This is a genomic window from Nesterenkonia sandarakina, from assembly GCF_003003175.1.
Lineage (GTDB): Bacteria > Actinomycetota > Actinomycetes > Actinomycetales > Micrococcaceae > Nesterenkonia > Nesterenkonia sandarakina_A.
Genome location: NZ_PVTY01000001.1, coordinates 36,247 through 52,096, shown reverse-complemented (window position 1 = coordinate 52,096; position 15,850 = coordinate 36,247). Strand labels below are relative to the sequence as shown.

Below are 15,850 nucleotides of genomic sequence, written 5' to 3'. Positions count from 1 at the left end.
TGCGGCCCGGATTTCTCCGGGCCGCACCCTTCTTCGTCTGCTTCCGCGCTACTTGGCGGTCACGAGGCGATCTGATTCATCGATCCACTCGATGGTCTTGGGTCGCAGTGAATCTTCGACCTGCCGGCCGTGATGATTGCAGAAGAGCAGAACGCCGGATGAGAGCGCCGCTCGCACGTAAGCCTGCGCGCCGCAGCGGTCGCAACGGTCAAGGGCAGTCAAGGTAGTGGGCTGGTTTTCCACGGTGCCAGTTGTGCCGGTCATGCTCTTCGCCTCCTCAGGTCAATTCTCCAGAGCTCTTGCAGCCGGGACGGCCCGACCGAAGATCTCTTGGTGTTCCATAGAACCACGAACCGGGCGGTTTCATTCGCAGCGGCCGCGTGAAAACGCCACGCTTTCGCTGTGCGCGTACCGACTGCGGCGCTTCTGCGGGGCCCCGGTGCCTCACCCCACTACGATGACATTGATTCACCCCCACCACAGGAGGACACTGCGTGGCCAAGCGCTCGGAGTATGACGCCCGGCATCTGTCGGTGCTCGAAGGTCTCGAAGCCGTCCGCAAACGTCCCGGGATGTATATCGGTTCCACCGACTCCCGCGGACTCATGCACTGCCTCTGGGAGATCATCGACAACTCCGTGGACGAGGCCCTCGCCGGCCACGCCTCCACCATCAACATCACCCTGTATCCCGATGATTCGGTCGAGGTCAGCGACGATGGTCGCGGCATTCCGGTGGACATCGAACCCCGGACCGGGCTCTCCGGCCTTGAGGTGGTCTTCACCAAGCTTCACGCGGGCGGAAAGTTCGGCGGCGGCTCCTACAACGCCGTGGGCGGACTCCACGGCGTCGGCGCCTCGGTGGTCAACGCGCTCTCGGCCCGGCTCGACGCCCAGGTGACCCGCGGCGGAAAGGTTCATCAGCTCTCCTTCCGCCGAGGCGAGCCCGGGGTCTTCTCCGGCTCCCGGCCCGACCCGGAGGCGCAGTTCACCCCCGCCCTGGACGGTTCACCGCTGGACATCATCGGCAAGGCCAAGCGCGGGGTCACCGGCACCACCATCCGCTACTGGTCCGACCGGCAGATCTTCACCTCCGACGCCGGCTTCAACGACGTCGAGATCGCCAACCGCGCCCGGCAGACCGCGTTCCTCGTCCCGGGGCTGCGCATCACGGTGCGTGACGAGCGGGGCGCCGAGCCGCTGGAGGAGGTGTTCCAGTACGACGGCGGCATCAGCGAGTTCGCCGACCATCTCTCCGCCGACGCCTCGGTCACCGACATCTGGCGGATCCAGGGACACGGGAAGTTCACCGAGCGTATTCCGGTGCTCGCCGCCGACGGCCGCAGCCACATGGAGGACGTGGAACGCGACTGCGAGGTGGACATCGCGCTGCGCTGGGGGATCGGCTATGACACCACCGTGCGCAGCTTCGTGAACATCATCGCCACCCCCAAGGGCGGCACCCATCTGACCGGCTTCGAACAGGCCCTGCTGAAGTCTCTGCGCAAGACGGTGGAGTCCAACGCGCGCAAGCTCAAGGCCGGCAGCGACAAGCTTGAGAAGGACGACGTGCTGGCCGGGCTCACCGCCGTGGTGACCGTGCGCATAGCCGAACCTCAGTTCGAAGGACAGACCAAGGAGATCCTCGGCACCCCCGCGGCCCGCCAGATCGTCTCCAAGGTGGTCAGCAAGGAGCTCGAGACCCGGTTGAGCTCGACCAAGCGCGGCGACAAGCAGCAGGCGACCGCGGTCCTGGAGAAGGTCGTCGCCGAGATGAAGTCCCGCATCTCGGCCCGGATGCACAAGGAGACCCAGCGCCGGAAGAATGCCCTGGAGACCTCCTCGATGCCGGCGAAGCTGGTCGAGTGTCGGTCCAAGGGTGTGGCGGAGACGGAGCTGTTCATCGTCGAGGGCGACTCCGCCCTGGGCACCGCGAAGCTCGCCCGCTCCTCCGACTTCCAGGCGCTGCTGCCGATCCGCGGCAAGATCCTCAATGTCCAGAAGGCCTCCGTGGCGGACATGCTCTCGAACACCGAGTGCGCCGCCCTGCTGCAGGTCATCGGCGCCGGCTCGGGCCGCTCCTTCGACATCGAGGCCGCCCGGTACGGCAAGGTGGTGCTGATGACCGACGCCGACGTCGACGGCGCCCATATCCGGACCCTGCTGCTGACGCTGTTCTTCCGCTACATGCGCCCCATGATCGAAGCCGGGCGCGTCTTCGCGGCGGTGCCCCCGCTGCACCGCGTCGAGGTCATCCACCAGGGGCGCAAGGCCAACGAGGTCAAATACACCTACTCGGAGGCGGAGCTGAATCGACTGCTGGGGCAGCTGGAGCAGGAGGGGCTGAACTATAAGGAGCCGATCCAGCGCTATAAGGGACTCGGCGAGATGGACGCCGATCAGCTCTCCGAGACGACCATGGATCCGCAGCATCGCGCGCTGCGCCGCATCCGGGTCCAGGACGCCGAGGCCGCCGAACGGGTGTTCGACCTGCTCATGGGCTCCGTGGTGGCCCCGCGCAAGGACTTCATCATCGAAGGGTCCCAGGCGCTGGACCGCGACCGCATCGACGCCTGACCCTGAGGGCCCGGTCCACGACCAGCTATTTCTACCTCGTGTAGAAATAATTCGTCGAACAGGCCGGTCGGCCCTCATGACCCCTTTGACGACCGGTACACTGAACGACGACGACGAGTGCACCTCGACCCCCTGTGAGCTGAGACGTGACCCAACAGACTTCTGTCGCCCCGACCGGCGATTCCGCAGCCCGTGCGGCTTCCGCTGCCCAAGGCGCGGAGACGGCGCAGCCTCGATGGCGACGCAAGGCGGCCGCGTACTGGTCGCTGACCAAGCCTCGCGTCATCGAGCTGCTTCTGGTCACCACCCTGCCCACGATGTTCTTCGCGCAGCAGGGCGTCCCGGACTTCTGGCTCGCACTCGCCACACTGGTCGGCGGCGCCATGGCCGCAGGGTCCGCCGGAGCGTTCAACTGTTATATCGATCGCGATATGGACAAGCTGATGAACCGGACCAAGAAGCGTCCGCTGGTCACCGGCGAGCTCAGCCCGCGCGAGGCCTTGATCTTCGCCTCGGTGCTGGGTGCCGCCGCGATCGCGGTCCTCTGGTTCGGCACCAACCCGCTGGCTGCCGGTCTCGGCGCGGCCGCGATCTTCTTCTACGTCGTGGTCTACACGATGATCCTCAAGCGCCGCACCGAGCAGAACATCATCTGGGGCGGCATCGCCGGCTGCTTCCCGGTGGTCATCGCCTGGGCCGCGGTCCGCGAGACGCTGGAATGGCCCGCCGTGGTGCTCTTCGTGATCATCTTCCTGTGGACCCCGCCGCACTACTGGCCGCTGTCGATGAAGTACCGGACGGACTACCAGACCGCGGATGTGCCGATGCTCGGCGCCGTCGCGACCGCGCGGACCGTCTCAGTCCAGGTGGTGCTCTACGCCTGGGCCACCGTCATGTGCTCGCTGCTGCTGATCCCGATGGGCTGGGCGGGCATCACCTACACCGCCTTCGCGCTGGCCTCGGGGGCATGGTTCATCTACGAGGCCCACGTGCTGCACCGGCAGGCCGAGAACGGGACCCTCACGGACAAGAAGGCCATGAAGGTCTTCCACCTCTCGATCCTCTACCTCACCCTGCTCTTCATCGGGCTCTGGATCGATCCCTTCATCGGGTCTCCCCTGATGGGCTGATCCTGCCGGCCCTGATCGACTGGTGCTCACGACGCCATGCGCTGATGCACTCGGGAAGCAGGATCCCTGCCGGCTGGTCCTCATCCAGGACGAGCAGCGGTCGTGAGAAGTCGAGCGCCGAGCTGACCAGCAGCTCCCGGATGGGGGTGCTGCGCTGGACCGTGTGATCATCCGTCCGGGCCAGGGCCACGCAGCGGCGCTTCGCCCACCCCTGCGGGTCCTGCTGCTGCACCGCGTGCAGATCTGCCCGGGTGATGAGTCCCACGGCCCGGTAGGACAGGTTCAGCACCACTGCCGGGTCGGACTCCTCGAGTACCTGGGCGGCATCGGCCAGCGACCGTGTGCCCAGGATGGTGGCACCTAGCGGCGCCATGATGTCTGCGATGTCGGTCATGGCCACACTCCTCCGGGGGTAGTGGCGTACCGTCTCTGACCCCGATGCGACCGGCGTGTCGAGAGTGTTCGATGCGGAAGCCGCGAAGTCGTGCGGCGCGCCTAGCAGTGGGCGGATCATGTCTGCTCCTGGGGAGTGATGAGGTGAGCCCACTGCTGAACTCGTTTCCCAGTGTAGCCACAGAGCAGAGACCCGGGAACCCGTCGAGGATCTGTGACAGCAATCGCAATGCGCGGCGTCGCTCAATCCTCGGCCACCGGCGGGAAGGTGTAGTTCATGAAGCACAGCGCCGCCAGTGCGGTTCCGTAGGCCTTGGTGGGGACGATCGTCTCGACGATATAGCGGATGTCCCGCAGCTCAAGGTGCTCGTAGCCGTTGAAGTAGAGCTCGTCGAGCATGTCGCGCAGGTGCGGCCTGACGTCCTCCTCGGCCATGCCCCCGCCGAACTCGCACACCAGGCCGCCCTGCTTCTCGCCGTTCTCATCGTGGAGCAGACCGTAGATGATCCCCGCGGTCGCCCGTTCACCGGGGCCGCAGGAGAACTGGGCCACGATGGACTCCATCACCTCGCCGTGGGCGATCGCGTCGCGGCCAGGGTACTCCTTCATGACCGCGCTCTTGGGGAGGATCGAGCTGTACGTCATGATGTTGGCCATCTCGATCCCGGCATCGTGGAGTGCCAGGTGGAAGGACCCCGCGTGGATCGTCACATCGCTCTCACCCTTCCCCTTCGTCTCGAAGTAGTCACAGGGGATGCGGTTGCCAAATTTCATAGATCTGCTCCAAAGGTCGGGTCCGTCGGTCGCGGGGGACGGTGATCGCCGGTCGGCGCTGCAGCTCCCCGAGGTCCGCCATCGCTGATGTCCAGGGGCGCCCCTGGAACGGCAGGGGCGCCTTGTTACGGTGCGTTGACCACGCTAGGCGGGGAGTCGGGCCCGGCGTCACAGTGGTGGGCGAACCCCCGCAGGGACTACGGGGGAACCCCCGTGATTCCCCGTGGTGAGGTCTTGGACGACCCCGGCCGCGCGGCGCCGGAACCACGCAGGCGGGGCCATCGGACCAGGTCAGCGTGTGCCGGCAACAGCTTCCTCGGCGTCTCGGCCCCGCGCCTGGGCATCCCACGGACGTCTCGGAGCGTTTCAAGTAAACTTGGGGCGTCGCTGAGGGCGGCGCCCACCTCGGAGCGGAGATCACCTATGAGCACAGAGCCCAAGCTGACCGAGCAGTACCTGGACACCGACAACGTCGACGACGCCGTGCTGGACGCCGTCGACACGGAGGCCGCGACCCGTGACGTCTCGGCCGATCTGCAGGGGCTGCTCCAGCAGGACAGCGACATCTCGAGCTTCCTTCAGGGGCTGGCCCAGGTCTCGGCGGAGCGCTTCAGCGGGAACCAGCCCGTACTGTGCAGCATCATCCTGGACCGGTCCAAGCGCAATGTCGTGGTGGCCGCGAGCAGCCCGGAGGCCGCCCGCCTGGACGAGGTGCAGGCAGGATTCGATGAGGGGCCCTGCCTGGAGGCGCAGCGGACCAATACCGTGATCAGCGTGGCCGATGTGCGCTCGGAGCGGCGCTGGCCGGGCTACATGGCGGCGGTGCGGGAGTTCGGCATGCGCAGCGTGCTCGCCCTGCCGCTGACTCTGCAGTCTGAGGCCGCGGCGGCGATGAACCTCTACACCAGCACGCCGGAGGCGTTCGGTCCGGCAGAGATCGAGGCGGCTCGGCGCTATGCGGAACTCGCCTCCAAGGTCGGCGTGATCGCGCTGCGCCTGGCCGCGTACTCGGAGAACGTTGAGCACCTCCAGGCCGCGATGGAGTCGCGCACGGCGATCGACATCGCCATCGGGGTGGTCATGGGGCAGAACCGCTGCAGCCAGGAGGAGGCCTTCGCCATTTTGCGCAAGGCGTCGAGCCACCGCAATGTGAAGCTGCGCGTGCTGGCCGAGGAGCTGGTGGCCTCGGTCGGACGCCAGTCGGCCTCCACCGTGTTCGACACCTGAGCCCATCCGGGCCCAGCCTAGCCAGTCCGAGCCCTTCTGAGCGGTCGCTCAGTGCTGGGCCCCGCGGCCCTTCACCGGATCCGACTCTGGTCCACCCAGCGCTGTCCGGCGGCCTCCGGGGTCACCGATCCGGCACTGAGCGCCGCGATTCTGCGGTGCAGGTCGGCAAGGTCCACCTCGGTGTCGGGCACCGAGAGCCGGATCCTCGCCTGGGTGCCGTCCTCGCTGTAGTCGGTCGCGGACACCGCCGTGCCGGCGGCGCGAAGCTCGTTCTCCCAGCGGCCCGCCTCGGTGATGGGGGCCGGCACGTCGAAGAGTCGCATATGAGCTCGTCTCCGCAGCTGACCCTGCTCGCGGGCCCTGGTCAGCGCCCCGGTCACCGAATCTGAGTAGGCGCTGACCAGCCCACCCGGTCCCAGCAGTGTGCCGCCGAACCAGCGCAGCACCACGGCGGTGACATCGCTGAGGTCGGCATCGCCGCCGGGCATCTCGGTCTTCAGCAGCGCGGCGAGGATCGGCGCGCCCGCGGTGCCGGAGGGCTCGCCGTCGTCGTGGGCGCGTTGGATCCGCCGGTCGGCACCGATGACCCAGCCGCTGCAATGATGCCGCGCATCGGGGCTTCCCCGGCGCAGCTGCTCGACCCAGGACTGCGCCTGCTCCTCGGTCTCGGCGCGGAACAGGTGGGTGCGGAACCGCGAGCGGCGACGTTCGATCTCATGGGTGATCTCGGCGCGGGGATCCAGCACTGTGTAGGGCCGGGCGTGGCCCGGGAGGTCGCCCGATGCGGGCCCGGCGGAGAATGCGGACATGACTGAGGAGTCTACGACCCCGCGTACGGGCTTCGCGCACGAGGGGGAGTTCCTAGAGCGTGCTTCGGGCCACCAGCGCCGCCCGGCGCGGGCTCTCTGACGGCAGCACCCTCAGCGCGGTCCTGATCGCCTCCTGGTCATCGGCGGCATCGGGCAGCTGCAGGTAGCGCCACAGATCCTCGGCGGAGCCGTCGGAGAGCACCGCCTCACGCAGCAGTGCCGAGAGTTCGCGCTGGACTCGCAGGACCCCGGGTGCCTCGCTGCCCGGCAGCAGCTGGCCGCGGTAGAGGTCGAGCGCGCGCCCTCGGTCCCCGGTGGTGAGTGCCTCGTAGGCCTCCCGCGCGTCGAGTCGCACGGGGGCGCTGAGTCGATAGGGGCGGGAGAGCAGGTCGATGCCGAGGGAGTGGTGCCTGGTCAGCAGACGGCGCAGTCGGACCAGCTCGGCCCGGACCGCGACCTCGTGGTGGGCCTCGCCGTAGAGCAGCTCGGACAGCTCCTCCGCGCTGAGCCCGCGGTCGGCACCGCGCTCGGCCTGCCATCCGAGCAGGAACAGGATCTCCGCATGGCGCAGGCTCAGCTGCTGCTGAGCTCCGGAGCCGGCGAGGACTGCCGCGCCCGCCCCGAGCGTGGTCAGCGCTGGCGGCGTCGCCTGGATGCTGAACCCGGGGTGAAGCTTCAGCTCCGTCTCCGCGGCGGAGACCGCGGCGAGCAGCAGCGGCAGCGAATGCACCGCCACCGCCTGGGCATCTCCGGTCAGGTCCACCACGCCCAAGAGTCGACCCGTGGACGGGTCGCGCACCGGGACCGCGGAGCAGGAGAACCGATGTGCTGTGTAGGAGAAGTGCTGCTCGCGGTGCACCTGGGCACCGCGCCCGGTCGCCAGTGCCAGGCCGGGGGCGGAGGTGCCGATCGCCGTCTCGGACCAGTTCGCTCCAGGTTGGAACGCCGAACGCTCCGCCTGGCGAAGCGTCTCCCGGGCGCCTTCGACCCAGAGGAGTCGGCCTTCGGCGTCGCCGATGGCCACGATCAGCCCCGCCTCGGTCGCCGGTTCGATCAGCAGCCGCTGCAGCACCGGGCGCACCAGTCGCAGCGGGTGGCTCCTGCGGTACTCGCGCAGCGCGGCGTCGTCGAACTCGATGGGCGGCAGGGCGCGCAACGGGTCCCGCACTCCTCCGGCGGAGCGAAGCCACGATTCGCGCAGCGCATCAGGAAGCGCTGTCCAGGTCTTCGGCTCGGTGGGCAGAGCCTCCATCGACACTCCTTCGACGCTCCCTCGGATAAGAGGTGGCCAGTTCGGCGCACAACGGGTGGGTGTGCGCTGGCTCACAGTCTATCCATGCAACGGCCGTGCAACCTCGCCAGTTCTACTGTGGATATATGTGAGACAGATCACAGCGTCGACCGGTGAGACTTCGGCACCCGGAGCGGATCGGTCACGCGCGGAGCTAGTGGAAGGAACCCAAGATGACCATCTACGCACAGCCTGGAACCGACGGCGCACTGGTGAACTGGAAGTCGCGCTACGAGAACTACATCGGGGGAGAGTGGGTCGCGCCGGTCGGCGGCGAATACTTCGAGAATCCCTCCCCGGTCACCGGCAAGAGCTTCACGGAGATCCCCCGGTCGAAGGCCGAAGACATCGAGCTCGCCCTCGACGCCGCTCACCGGGCGGCCCCGGCCTGGGGCAAGACCTCCGTGGCGGAGCGGGCGGTGGTGCTGAACAAGATCGCGGACCGGATCGAGGAGAACCTCGAGATGCTCGCCGTGGCCGAGACCTGGGAGAACGGCAAGCCGGTGCGCGAGACCCTTGCCGCAGACCTTCCGCTGGCAGTCGATCACTTCCGCTACTTCGCCGGCGCGATCCGGGCGCAGGAGGGCGGGATCAGTGAGATCGACGGCGATACGGTCGCCTACCACTTCAACGAGCCGCTCGGCGTCGTGGGGCAGATCATTCCCTGGAACTTCCCGATCCTGATGGCCGTGTGGAAGCTGGCCCCAGCGCTCTCGGCCGGCAACGCCGTGGTGCTCAAGCCTGCGGAACAGACCCCCGCCTCGATCCTGCTGCTGATGGAGGTCATCGGAGATCTGCTGCCGGCCGGGGTGCTCAACGTGGTCAACGGCTTCGGCGCCGAGGCCGGCGCCCCGCTGGCCTCCAGCCCACGGATTCGCAAGATCGCGTTCACCGGTGAGACCACCACCGGCCGGCTGATCATGCAGTACGCCTCGCAGAACCTGATCCCGATGACGCTGGAGCTCGGCGGCAAGAGCCCGAACCTCTTCTTCGAAGACGTCGCCCGGGCCGATGACGCCTTCTACGACAAGGCGCTCGAGGGCTTCACGATGTTCGCGCTGAACCAGGGCGAGGTCTGCACCTGCCCCTCGCGTGCGCTGATCCAGTCCAGCATCTACGACGAGTTCCTCGAGAAGGCCGTGGCGCGGACCAAGCTGGTCAAGCAGGGGAACCCGCTGGACACCGACACCCAGGTCGGCGCCCAGGCCAGCAACGATCAGCTGGAGAAGATCCTGAGCTACATCGACATCGGCCAGCAGGAGGGCGCAGAGGTCCTCACCGGTGGAAACCGGGTGGATCTGGGTGGAGACCTCTCCGAGGGGTACTACGTGGAGCCGACGATCTTCAAGGGTCAGAACTCCATGCGGATCTTCCAGGAGGAGATCTTCGGCCCGGTGGTCTCGGTCACCGAGTTCAAGGACTACGCCGAGGCCATCGAGATCGCCAATGACACCCTCTACGGCCTCGGTGCCGGGGTCTGGTCTCGTGAGGCGAACATCGCCTACCGGGCCGGGCGGGACATCCAGGCCGGGCGCGTCTGGACCAACTGCTACCACCAGTACCCGGCCCACGCCGCCTTCGGAGGCTACAAGAACTCCGGAATCGGCCGGGAGAACCACCTGATGATGCTCTCGCACTACCAGCAGACCAAGAACATGCTGGTGAGCTACAGCGAAGACAAGCTCGGGTTCTTCTAGGCACGGGCGAAGGGAGAGGAGCATGATGGAGTCATGAGTACCTCACGGATCGACGTCACCGACGCGGCCGCGGAGCTGCTGCGGCAGCTGCGGGACACCCACGGCCAGCCGCTGATGTTCCACCAGTCGGGAGGCTGCTGCGACGGCTCGGCCCCGATGTGCTTCACCCAGGGAACCTTCCTCACCGGCCCGTCGGACGTGCTGCTGGGCCGGCTGGAGCCTGGGACTCCCGAGCCGGTACCGGTCTGGATCTCACAGGCGCAGTTCCAGTACTGGTCGCACACGCACATCACCATCGATGTCGCTCCCGGCCGCGGAGCCGGATTCAGCATCGAGGGACCCACGGGTCACCGGTTCATCATCCGCTCCCGGCTGTTCACCGACGAGGAGACCGAGGCGCTCGCCCCGGTCACCACCGGGTGAGTCCGTGGAGGCTGCTGACTCAGTGAGCAGCGGCTGAGACTGTGACCTCGGGCTCGGCCGGTGCTCACCGGCCGAGCCCGAGGCCCGTTCGGGGGCGGCTCAGATGACGCCCTGGGCGATCATGGCGTCGGCCACCTGAGTGAATCCGGCAATGTTCGCTCCCGCGACGTAGTCTCCGGGGACCCCGTACTCCTCGGCGGTGCCGGCGCAGCGAGCATGGATGTTCTCGATGATCTCTGCGAGCCGAGCCTCGGTGTACTCGAAGGTCCAGGAGTCGCGGATGGAGTTCTGCTGCATCTCCAGCGCCGAGGTCGCCACACCGCCGGCGTTGGCGGCCTTGCCCGGTCCGAACAGCGCGCCGGCCTCGCGGAACCGCTCGATGGCCGCCGGCGTGGTGGGCATGTTGGCGCCCTCGACCACCGCCTTGACCCCGGCCTTGAGCAGGAGCCGCGCGTCGTCGTCGTCGAGCTCGTTCTGCGTGGCGCAGGGCAGTGCGACGTCGACGTCGTGCTTCTCCGCAACCGCCCAGACCGGTCTGGCCTCGATGAACTCGGCGGAGCCGCGCCGCTCGGCGTATTCGCTGATCCGTCCACGCTGGACCTGCTTGATCTCGCGCATCAGCTCCAGATCGATGCCCTCGGAATCGTGGACGGCGCCGGAGGAGTCCGAGGCGCCGACGACGAGGCCGCCCAGGGCGTGGATCTTCTCGATGGCGTAGAACGCGACGTTGCCTGATCCGGAGACCAGCACCTTGGAGCCGTCCAAGGACCGACCGCTGACGCCGAGCATGTGTTCGGTGAAGAACGCCGTCCCGTAGCCGGTGGCCTCGGTGCGCACCAGGGAGCCGCCCCAGGACGTTCCCTTGCCGGTGATGACCCCGGCCTCATAGCGGTTGGCGATGCGCTTGTACTGGCCGAAGAGGTAGCCGATCTCGCGGCGCCCGACGCCGATGTCGCCCGCCGGGACGTCGACCGAGGAGCCGATGTGCCGGTAGGCCTCGGTCATGAAGGACTGGCAGAAGCGCATGATCTCGCCGTCGCTGCGGCCCTTGGGGTTGAAGTCGCTGCCGCCCTTGCCGCCGCCGATGGGCAGCCCGGTCAGCGCGTTCTTGAAGATCTGTTCGAAGCCGAGGAACTTCACGGTGCCGAGCATCACGGAGGGGTCGAAGCGCAGTCCGCCCTTATAGGGTCCCAGCGCGGAGTTGAACTGCACCCGGAAGCCGCGGTTGATGTGGACCCGGCCGGTGTCATCGGTCCAGGGGATGCGGAAGATGATCTGCCGCTCCGGCTCACAGATCCGCTCCAGGATCGATTCCTCGACATATTCGGGGAACTTGGTGAGCACCCGGCCGAGGGAGTCGAAGACCTCCCTGACCGCCTGATGAAACTCATGCTCCCCGGGATTCCGCGCGATGACCTGGTCATACACCGTGGCGATGCGCTGGCTGCTGGGACTCATGGTCGTCTCCTCGACTGGTTCACTCCTCGACGATCGCGCGCCCGGTCCGGACGGCGGAACCCACCCTAGTTGACGCGGCGAGGACGGCCGCCCAGCTCGCGGGCGTTGAGGTCCCGGTCCAGCTCAGCGGGTCTGGAGCAGGTCGCAGGCCTCGCTCACTTCACGCTGCCGGCGACCAGGCCCGAGACGATGTAGCGCTGCAGCGCCAGGAACAGCGCCACCGGAATGATCGCCGCAAGGACCGCCCCCGCAGCGAAGATCGACCAGTTCTGCGAGGTCTCCTGCGAGATGAACTGGTAGAGGCCGACCGCGAGGGTCTGCTTGTCCGGGTCGCGCAGCAGCACAGAGGCGATCACGAACTCGCTGAGCGTGGCCACCAGGGACAGCAGCGCGACCACTGCCAAGATCGGGGAGACCAGCGGGAGGATGATCGTGAAGAAGATCCGGGCGTGCCCTGCCCCGTCGATCCTGGCCGCCTCGTCGATGGAGACCGGGATGGTGTTGAAGAAGCCGTACATCAGATAGGTGTTCACGCCCAGCGCGCCGCCGAGGTAGACCATGATGAGCCCGATCTGGCTGTTCAGCCCGATGGCCGGGAAGATCTCCCCGATCGAGAGCATCAGCAGGAAGATCGCCACCATGGCCAGCAGCTGCGGGAACATCTGCACCAGCAGGATCGTGATCAGCCCGAAGCGACGTCCGGTGAAGCGCATCCGGGAGAAGGCATAGGCGGCCAGGGCGCCGAGCATCACGCTGCCGGCGGAGGCGCTGAACCCGATGAAGAGCGTGTTGACGTACCAGGCCGCGAACGGCTGCTGCGGCCGGTTGAACAGATCCACATAGCTCTGCAGGCTCAGATTCCCGAACAAGGTGTTCGCCGTGATCAGCGTCCCGCCGGGGTTCAGCGAGGCGGAGAAGACATAGACCAGCGGGAACGCGGCGAAGACGACGACGGCGACGCCGACCAGGTGCCGCCAGCCGGTCTGCGCGAACCAGCGGCGGAACGGCCGCGGACGTGCGACTGGGCGTCGGCTGGTGGGGCGGCCGGCATCGGGCCGGCGGGTGGCGGGCTGGACGGCCGCGGGACGGCGGGTGGGTGGGCGCAGTGACTGGGCCATCTCAGTTCAACTCCTCAAGAGCTCGGGTGCGCCGGAAGGCGATCACGGAGATCGTTCCAACGATGAAGAAGATCAGGATGGAGAAGGCGCTGGCCAGGCCATAGTCGCTCTGGGATCCGACGAACGCGACCTTATAGACCATCGAGATCAGGATGTCGGTGGAGCCGACATTGATGCCGGCCTCGATGTCGCGGGGACCGCCGCCGGTGAGCATGTAGACCAGGTTGAAGTTGTTGAAATTGAAGGCGAAGGAGGAGATCAGAAGCGGTGCGATCGAGACCAGCAGCAGCGGGAACTTGATCTGCCGGAACGCCTGGAACGGCTTCGCCCCGTCCATCTGCGCGGCCTCGGTGAGTTCCTCAGGGATCGACTGGAGCGCTCCGGTGCAGACCAGGAACATGTAGGGGAAGCCGAGCCAGAGGTTCACCAGCAGGATGCTGAACTTCGCCAGCCAGGGATCGCTGAGCCAGGGGATCGCCGCCCCGCCGAACAGCACGTTGTTGATGAACCCGAACTCCTGGTTCATCATGCCGGCCCAGACCAGCGCGGAGAGGAACCCAGGGAAGGCGTAGGGCAGGATCATGACCAGCCGGTAGTACCTGCGGGACTTCATCCGGGGGTCGTTGAACACGATCGCCAGGAACAGGCCGAGGATGAAGGTGCTCGCCACGGACAGGAACGCGAACGCGAAGGTCCAGGCGGTGACGTAGAGCAGCGGGCCGCGGATCGACTCCTCGGTGACCGCTCGCACGAAGTTCTCCAGTCCCACGTTGACCCGCCAGCCGGGCATCAGCTCCTCGCCGGCCTCGGTGACGAAGGCGCCCTCCCCGCCGTCGGCGTAGGTGTCGCCGGTCTGGGTGTTGGTCATGGTGTCGGCGGCCTCGTCGTAGACGAATCGGGAGGTGTAGACATACGCGCGCTGACCGTCCTGGGTGCGCAGCGCCCCGGCATTGGGATCCTCCGAGAGCGGCACCGCCAGCGTGGTGAGCTCCTGCTGGCGCTCCACGAGTTCGGCGAAGCTCAGCACCTCGTGGTCCGGCACCCCCACCACGCGACCGTCCTCGACCACGGCGTCCGGAAGCTCCTCCAGGGGCGTCTCGGCGGAGCCGAGCAGGATCTCGCCGGCCTCGGTGGTGACCGCGAAGCCAAGCTCGCCGGAGCGTTCGACCACGGTGAGCTGGTAGGTCGGTGAGTCCGGCACCCGATCCTGGGTCTGGAGCATGATGGCGTGGATCGCGTGATCCTTGGTGCTGTTGTGCCCGGTGCCGTAGTTGGTGAACGCGACATAGCCGGAGTAGAGGATCACGAAGACCTGGAAGATCAGCAGGAACACCACGCCCGGGGCCAGGTACTTCGCCGGCAGCGCCCCTCGCTGGAAGTAGATCCAGGTCAGGAAGGCGCCCCCGACCACCACCAGCGTGCCGATGAGCCACCTCTCGTTGAAGAAGAGCACCATCGCGGCGTAGACCGAGACCGCGTTGAGCAGCCCCAGCGCCGTGATCTTCAGCAGCAGCAGCTTCCATCCGATGCTCGCGGTCTCGGCCGTGCGCCGGGCCCGGCGCCCATCGGCGGTGCGGTCATCGGGTCTGGTGGTGGTCGGTGCGCTCATCGATCAGTCGATCGCCGAGGCGATGTCCTCAGACATCGTCTGCCAGAGGTCCACCGGATCGCCGTCGCCCTTGATGATGGCGGCCTGGCTGGAGCCCCAGTCGTCCCAGACCGCGCCCATCTCCGGGATGGCGGGCATCGGCACGGCCTCCGTGCCGACCTCCCCGAAGCCGGCGACGATCTCGTCCTCGCGCAGCGCCTGCTCGAAGGACTCGGTCAGCGCCGGGGCGCGTCCGCCGGTCTCATACAGCGCCGTCTGGACCTCGGCGGTGCCGACATAGTTGATCAGGAAGTTGCTGGCGGCCACGACGTTCTCGCTCTGTGCGGAGAGGAAGAAGCCCTGGACCCCGGCGAAGGGCTGCGCATCCTGATCCCCGGCTGCCGGGATCGGATCCACCGCGACGTCGATGCCGGCCTCCTGCGCGCCGTCCACGTTCCACGGGCCGGTGAGGAAGAACGGGGAGTTGCCGTCGTTGAAGCTCTCCTGGGCGAGGTCGCCGTCGATGTTGAGGTTCAGCACCCCGGCCTCGCCCTGCTCTGCCAGCCAGCTGGCAAACTCCTCCCCGCCGGCGTCGGCCATCGCCAGCTGCGAGGAGTCATAGCTGCCGTCCTCGGCGGTGCCGAAGACCGGGGCGCCGAAGGAGGTCTGGAACGGGTAGAGGTGGTACGGGTCGCTCTCATTGGGGTCCAGGCCGACCAGGAACGGATACTCGGTTCCGGCCTCCTCGCCCATCTGGATCATCTCGTCGAAGTCGGCTGGAGCCTCGGGGGCGAGCTCGGTGTTGCGCAGCAACGCGATGTTCTCGATGGAGTAGGGGAGGCCGTAGGTCTGACCCTCGTAGGTCCAGGCGTCCACGGCGATCTGCTCGAAGTCCTCGGCGGTGTCGCCGAGCTCCACCGGGGCGACGACGCCGTTGTTCACCAGCACGCCGAGCCAGTCATGGGCGCCGACGGCGATGTCGGGGCCTTCACCGGTGGGGACCTGGGAGACGAACTGGTCCCGGATCTCCTCGAAGTCCTGCTGAACGATCTCCACCGCGATCCCGGTGTCGGTCTCGAAGTCCTCGGCCACCTCGTTGAGGACCTCGGCGCGGTTGGCGTCGGCCCAGATGGTCAGGCTGCCGGAGGCGGCTTCACCGGACTCACCGGCCTCGCCTTCTGCGGCGTCCGTCGACTCCGTGTCCGTCGACTCAGCGTCGGTCGACGCGGTGTCTGCCGATTCAGCTGATCCTGCGTCCGCGGAGTCGTCTCCGGAGCCGCAGGAGGTCAGCGCGAGTGCTCCCAGCCCCAGGAGCGCGGTCATCGTCGTGAATCTTCCGGTGTTCACCGTCATCGGTGTCCCTCTC

At 67.4% G+C, this 15,850-nt stretch carries 14 protein-coding genes; 5 read left to right on the top strand and 9 right to left on the bottom strand.

Going from position 1 to position 15,850, the window contains the following annotated elements:
- Positions 1-48 precede the first annotated feature (48 nt).
- On the bottom strand, positions 49-264 hold the full coding sequence (locus tag BCL67_RS00225; RefSeq protein ID WP_106121475.1) for a DUF7455 domain-containing protein: 216 nt from the start codon (positions 262-264) through the stop codon (positions 49-51).
- Positions 265-494: 230 nt separating this feature from the next.
- Between BCL67_RS00225 and BCL67_RS00220 the strand changes: the two genes are divergently transcribed.
- Positions 495-2,576 carry a DNA gyrase/topoisomerase IV subunit B gene (locus BCL67_RS00220; RefSeq protein ID WP_106121474.1) on the top strand — a complete coding sequence of 694 codons (2,082 nt, stop codon included), beginning with the start codon at positions 495-497 and terminating at the stop codon, positions 2,574-2,576.
- Positions 2,577-2,722: 146 nt separating this feature from the next.
- Positions 2,723-3,706, top strand: coding sequence for a heme o synthase (locus BCL67_RS00215; protein WP_106121473.1), 984 nt, complete (start codon positions 2,723-2,725; stop codon positions 3,704-3,706).
- On the opposite strand, the gene BCL67_RS00210 is transcribed toward BCL67_RS00215, so the two are convergent.
- Together BCL67_RS00210 and BCL67_RS00205 are read right to left on the bottom strand one after the other, a co-directional pair.
- A complete protein-coding gene (locus BCL67_RS00210; RefSeq protein ID WP_106121472.1) occupies positions 3,681-4,100 on the bottom strand; it encodes a CBS domain-containing protein in 420 nt (139 codons plus the stop codon). The genes BCL67_RS00215 and BCL67_RS00210 overlap by 26 nt on opposite strands.
- Positions 4,101-4,342: 242 nt before the next feature.
- On the bottom strand, positions 4,343-4,873 hold the full coding sequence (locus BCL67_RS00205; protein ID WP_106121471.1) for a pyruvoyl-dependent arginine decarboxylase: 531 nt from the start codon (positions 4,871-4,873) through the stop codon (positions 4,343-4,345).
- A gap of 423 nt (positions 4,874-5,296) precedes the next feature.
- On the opposite strand from BCL67_RS00205, the gene BCL67_RS00200 reads away from it, so the two are divergent.
- Positions 5,297-6,100, top strand: coding sequence for a GAF and ANTAR domain-containing protein (locus BCL67_RS00200; RefSeq protein WP_181255823.1), 804 nt, complete (start codon positions 5,297-5,299; stop codon positions 6,098-6,100).
- Between the two features lie 71 nt (positions 6,101-6,171).
- Here BCL67_RS00200 and BCL67_RS00195 read toward each other — a convergent pair whose 3' ends face one another.
- Entirely contained in the window at positions 6,172-6,909 is a 738-nt protein-coding gene (locus tag BCL67_RS00195; protein ID WP_106121469.1) for an IMPACT family protein, read from the bottom strand.
- A 52-nt stretch (positions 6,910-6,961) separates the two neighbouring features.
- The gene (locus BCL67_RS00190; protein WP_106121468.1) at positions 6,962-8,161 is read right to left on the bottom strand and encodes a GAF domain-containing protein; all 1,200 of its coding nucleotides are present in this window, start codon (positions 8,159-8,161) and stop codon (positions 6,962-6,964) included.
- Between the two features lie 212 nt (positions 8,162-8,373).
- Between BCL67_RS00190 and adh the strand changes: the two genes are divergently transcribed.
- Positions 8,374-9,897, top strand: a complete 1,524-nt coding sequence (adh, locus tag BCL67_RS00185; RefSeq protein ID WP_106121467.1) for an aldehyde dehydrogenase — start codon at positions 8,374-8,376, stop codon at positions 9,895-9,897.
- 33 nt (positions 9,898-9,930) lie between these two features.
- Positions 9,931-10,320, top strand: a complete 390-nt coding sequence (locus tag BCL67_RS00180) for a DUF779 domain-containing protein (RefSeq protein WP_106121466.1) — start codon at positions 9,931-9,933, stop codon at positions 10,318-10,320.
- Positions 10,321-10,419: 99 nt separating this feature from the next.
- On the opposite strand, the gene gdhA is transcribed toward BCL67_RS00180, so the two are convergent.
- From gdhA to BCL67_RS00160, 4 genes are all read right to left on the bottom strand, one after another.
- Positions 10,420-11,778, bottom strand: coding sequence for an NADP-specific glutamate dehydrogenase (gene gdhA, locus BCL67_RS00175; RefSeq protein WP_106121465.1), 1,359 nt, complete (start codon positions 11,776-11,778; stop codon positions 10,420-10,422).
- Positions 11,779-11,933: 155 nt separating this feature from the next.
- Positions 11,934-12,896 (bottom strand): sugar ABC transporter permease, encoded by a 963-nt coding sequence (locus tag BCL67_RS00170; protein WP_106121464.1) that lies wholly within the window; start codon positions 12,894-12,896, stop codon positions 11,934-11,936.
- Between the two features lies 1 nt (position 12,897).
- Positions 12,898-14,505, bottom strand: a complete 1,608-nt coding sequence (locus BCL67_RS00165; protein WP_106121463.1) for an ABC transporter permease subunit — start codon at positions 14,503-14,505, stop codon at positions 12,898-12,900.
- A 3-nt stretch (positions 14,506-14,508) separates the two neighbouring features.
- Complete coding sequence (locus tag BCL67_RS00160) at positions 14,509-15,807, bottom strand: sugar ABC transporter substrate-binding protein (RefSeq protein WP_106121698.1); 1,299 nt, start codon at positions 15,805-15,807, stop codon at positions 14,509-14,511.
- Between the last annotated feature and the right edge of the window lie 43 nt (positions 15,808-15,850).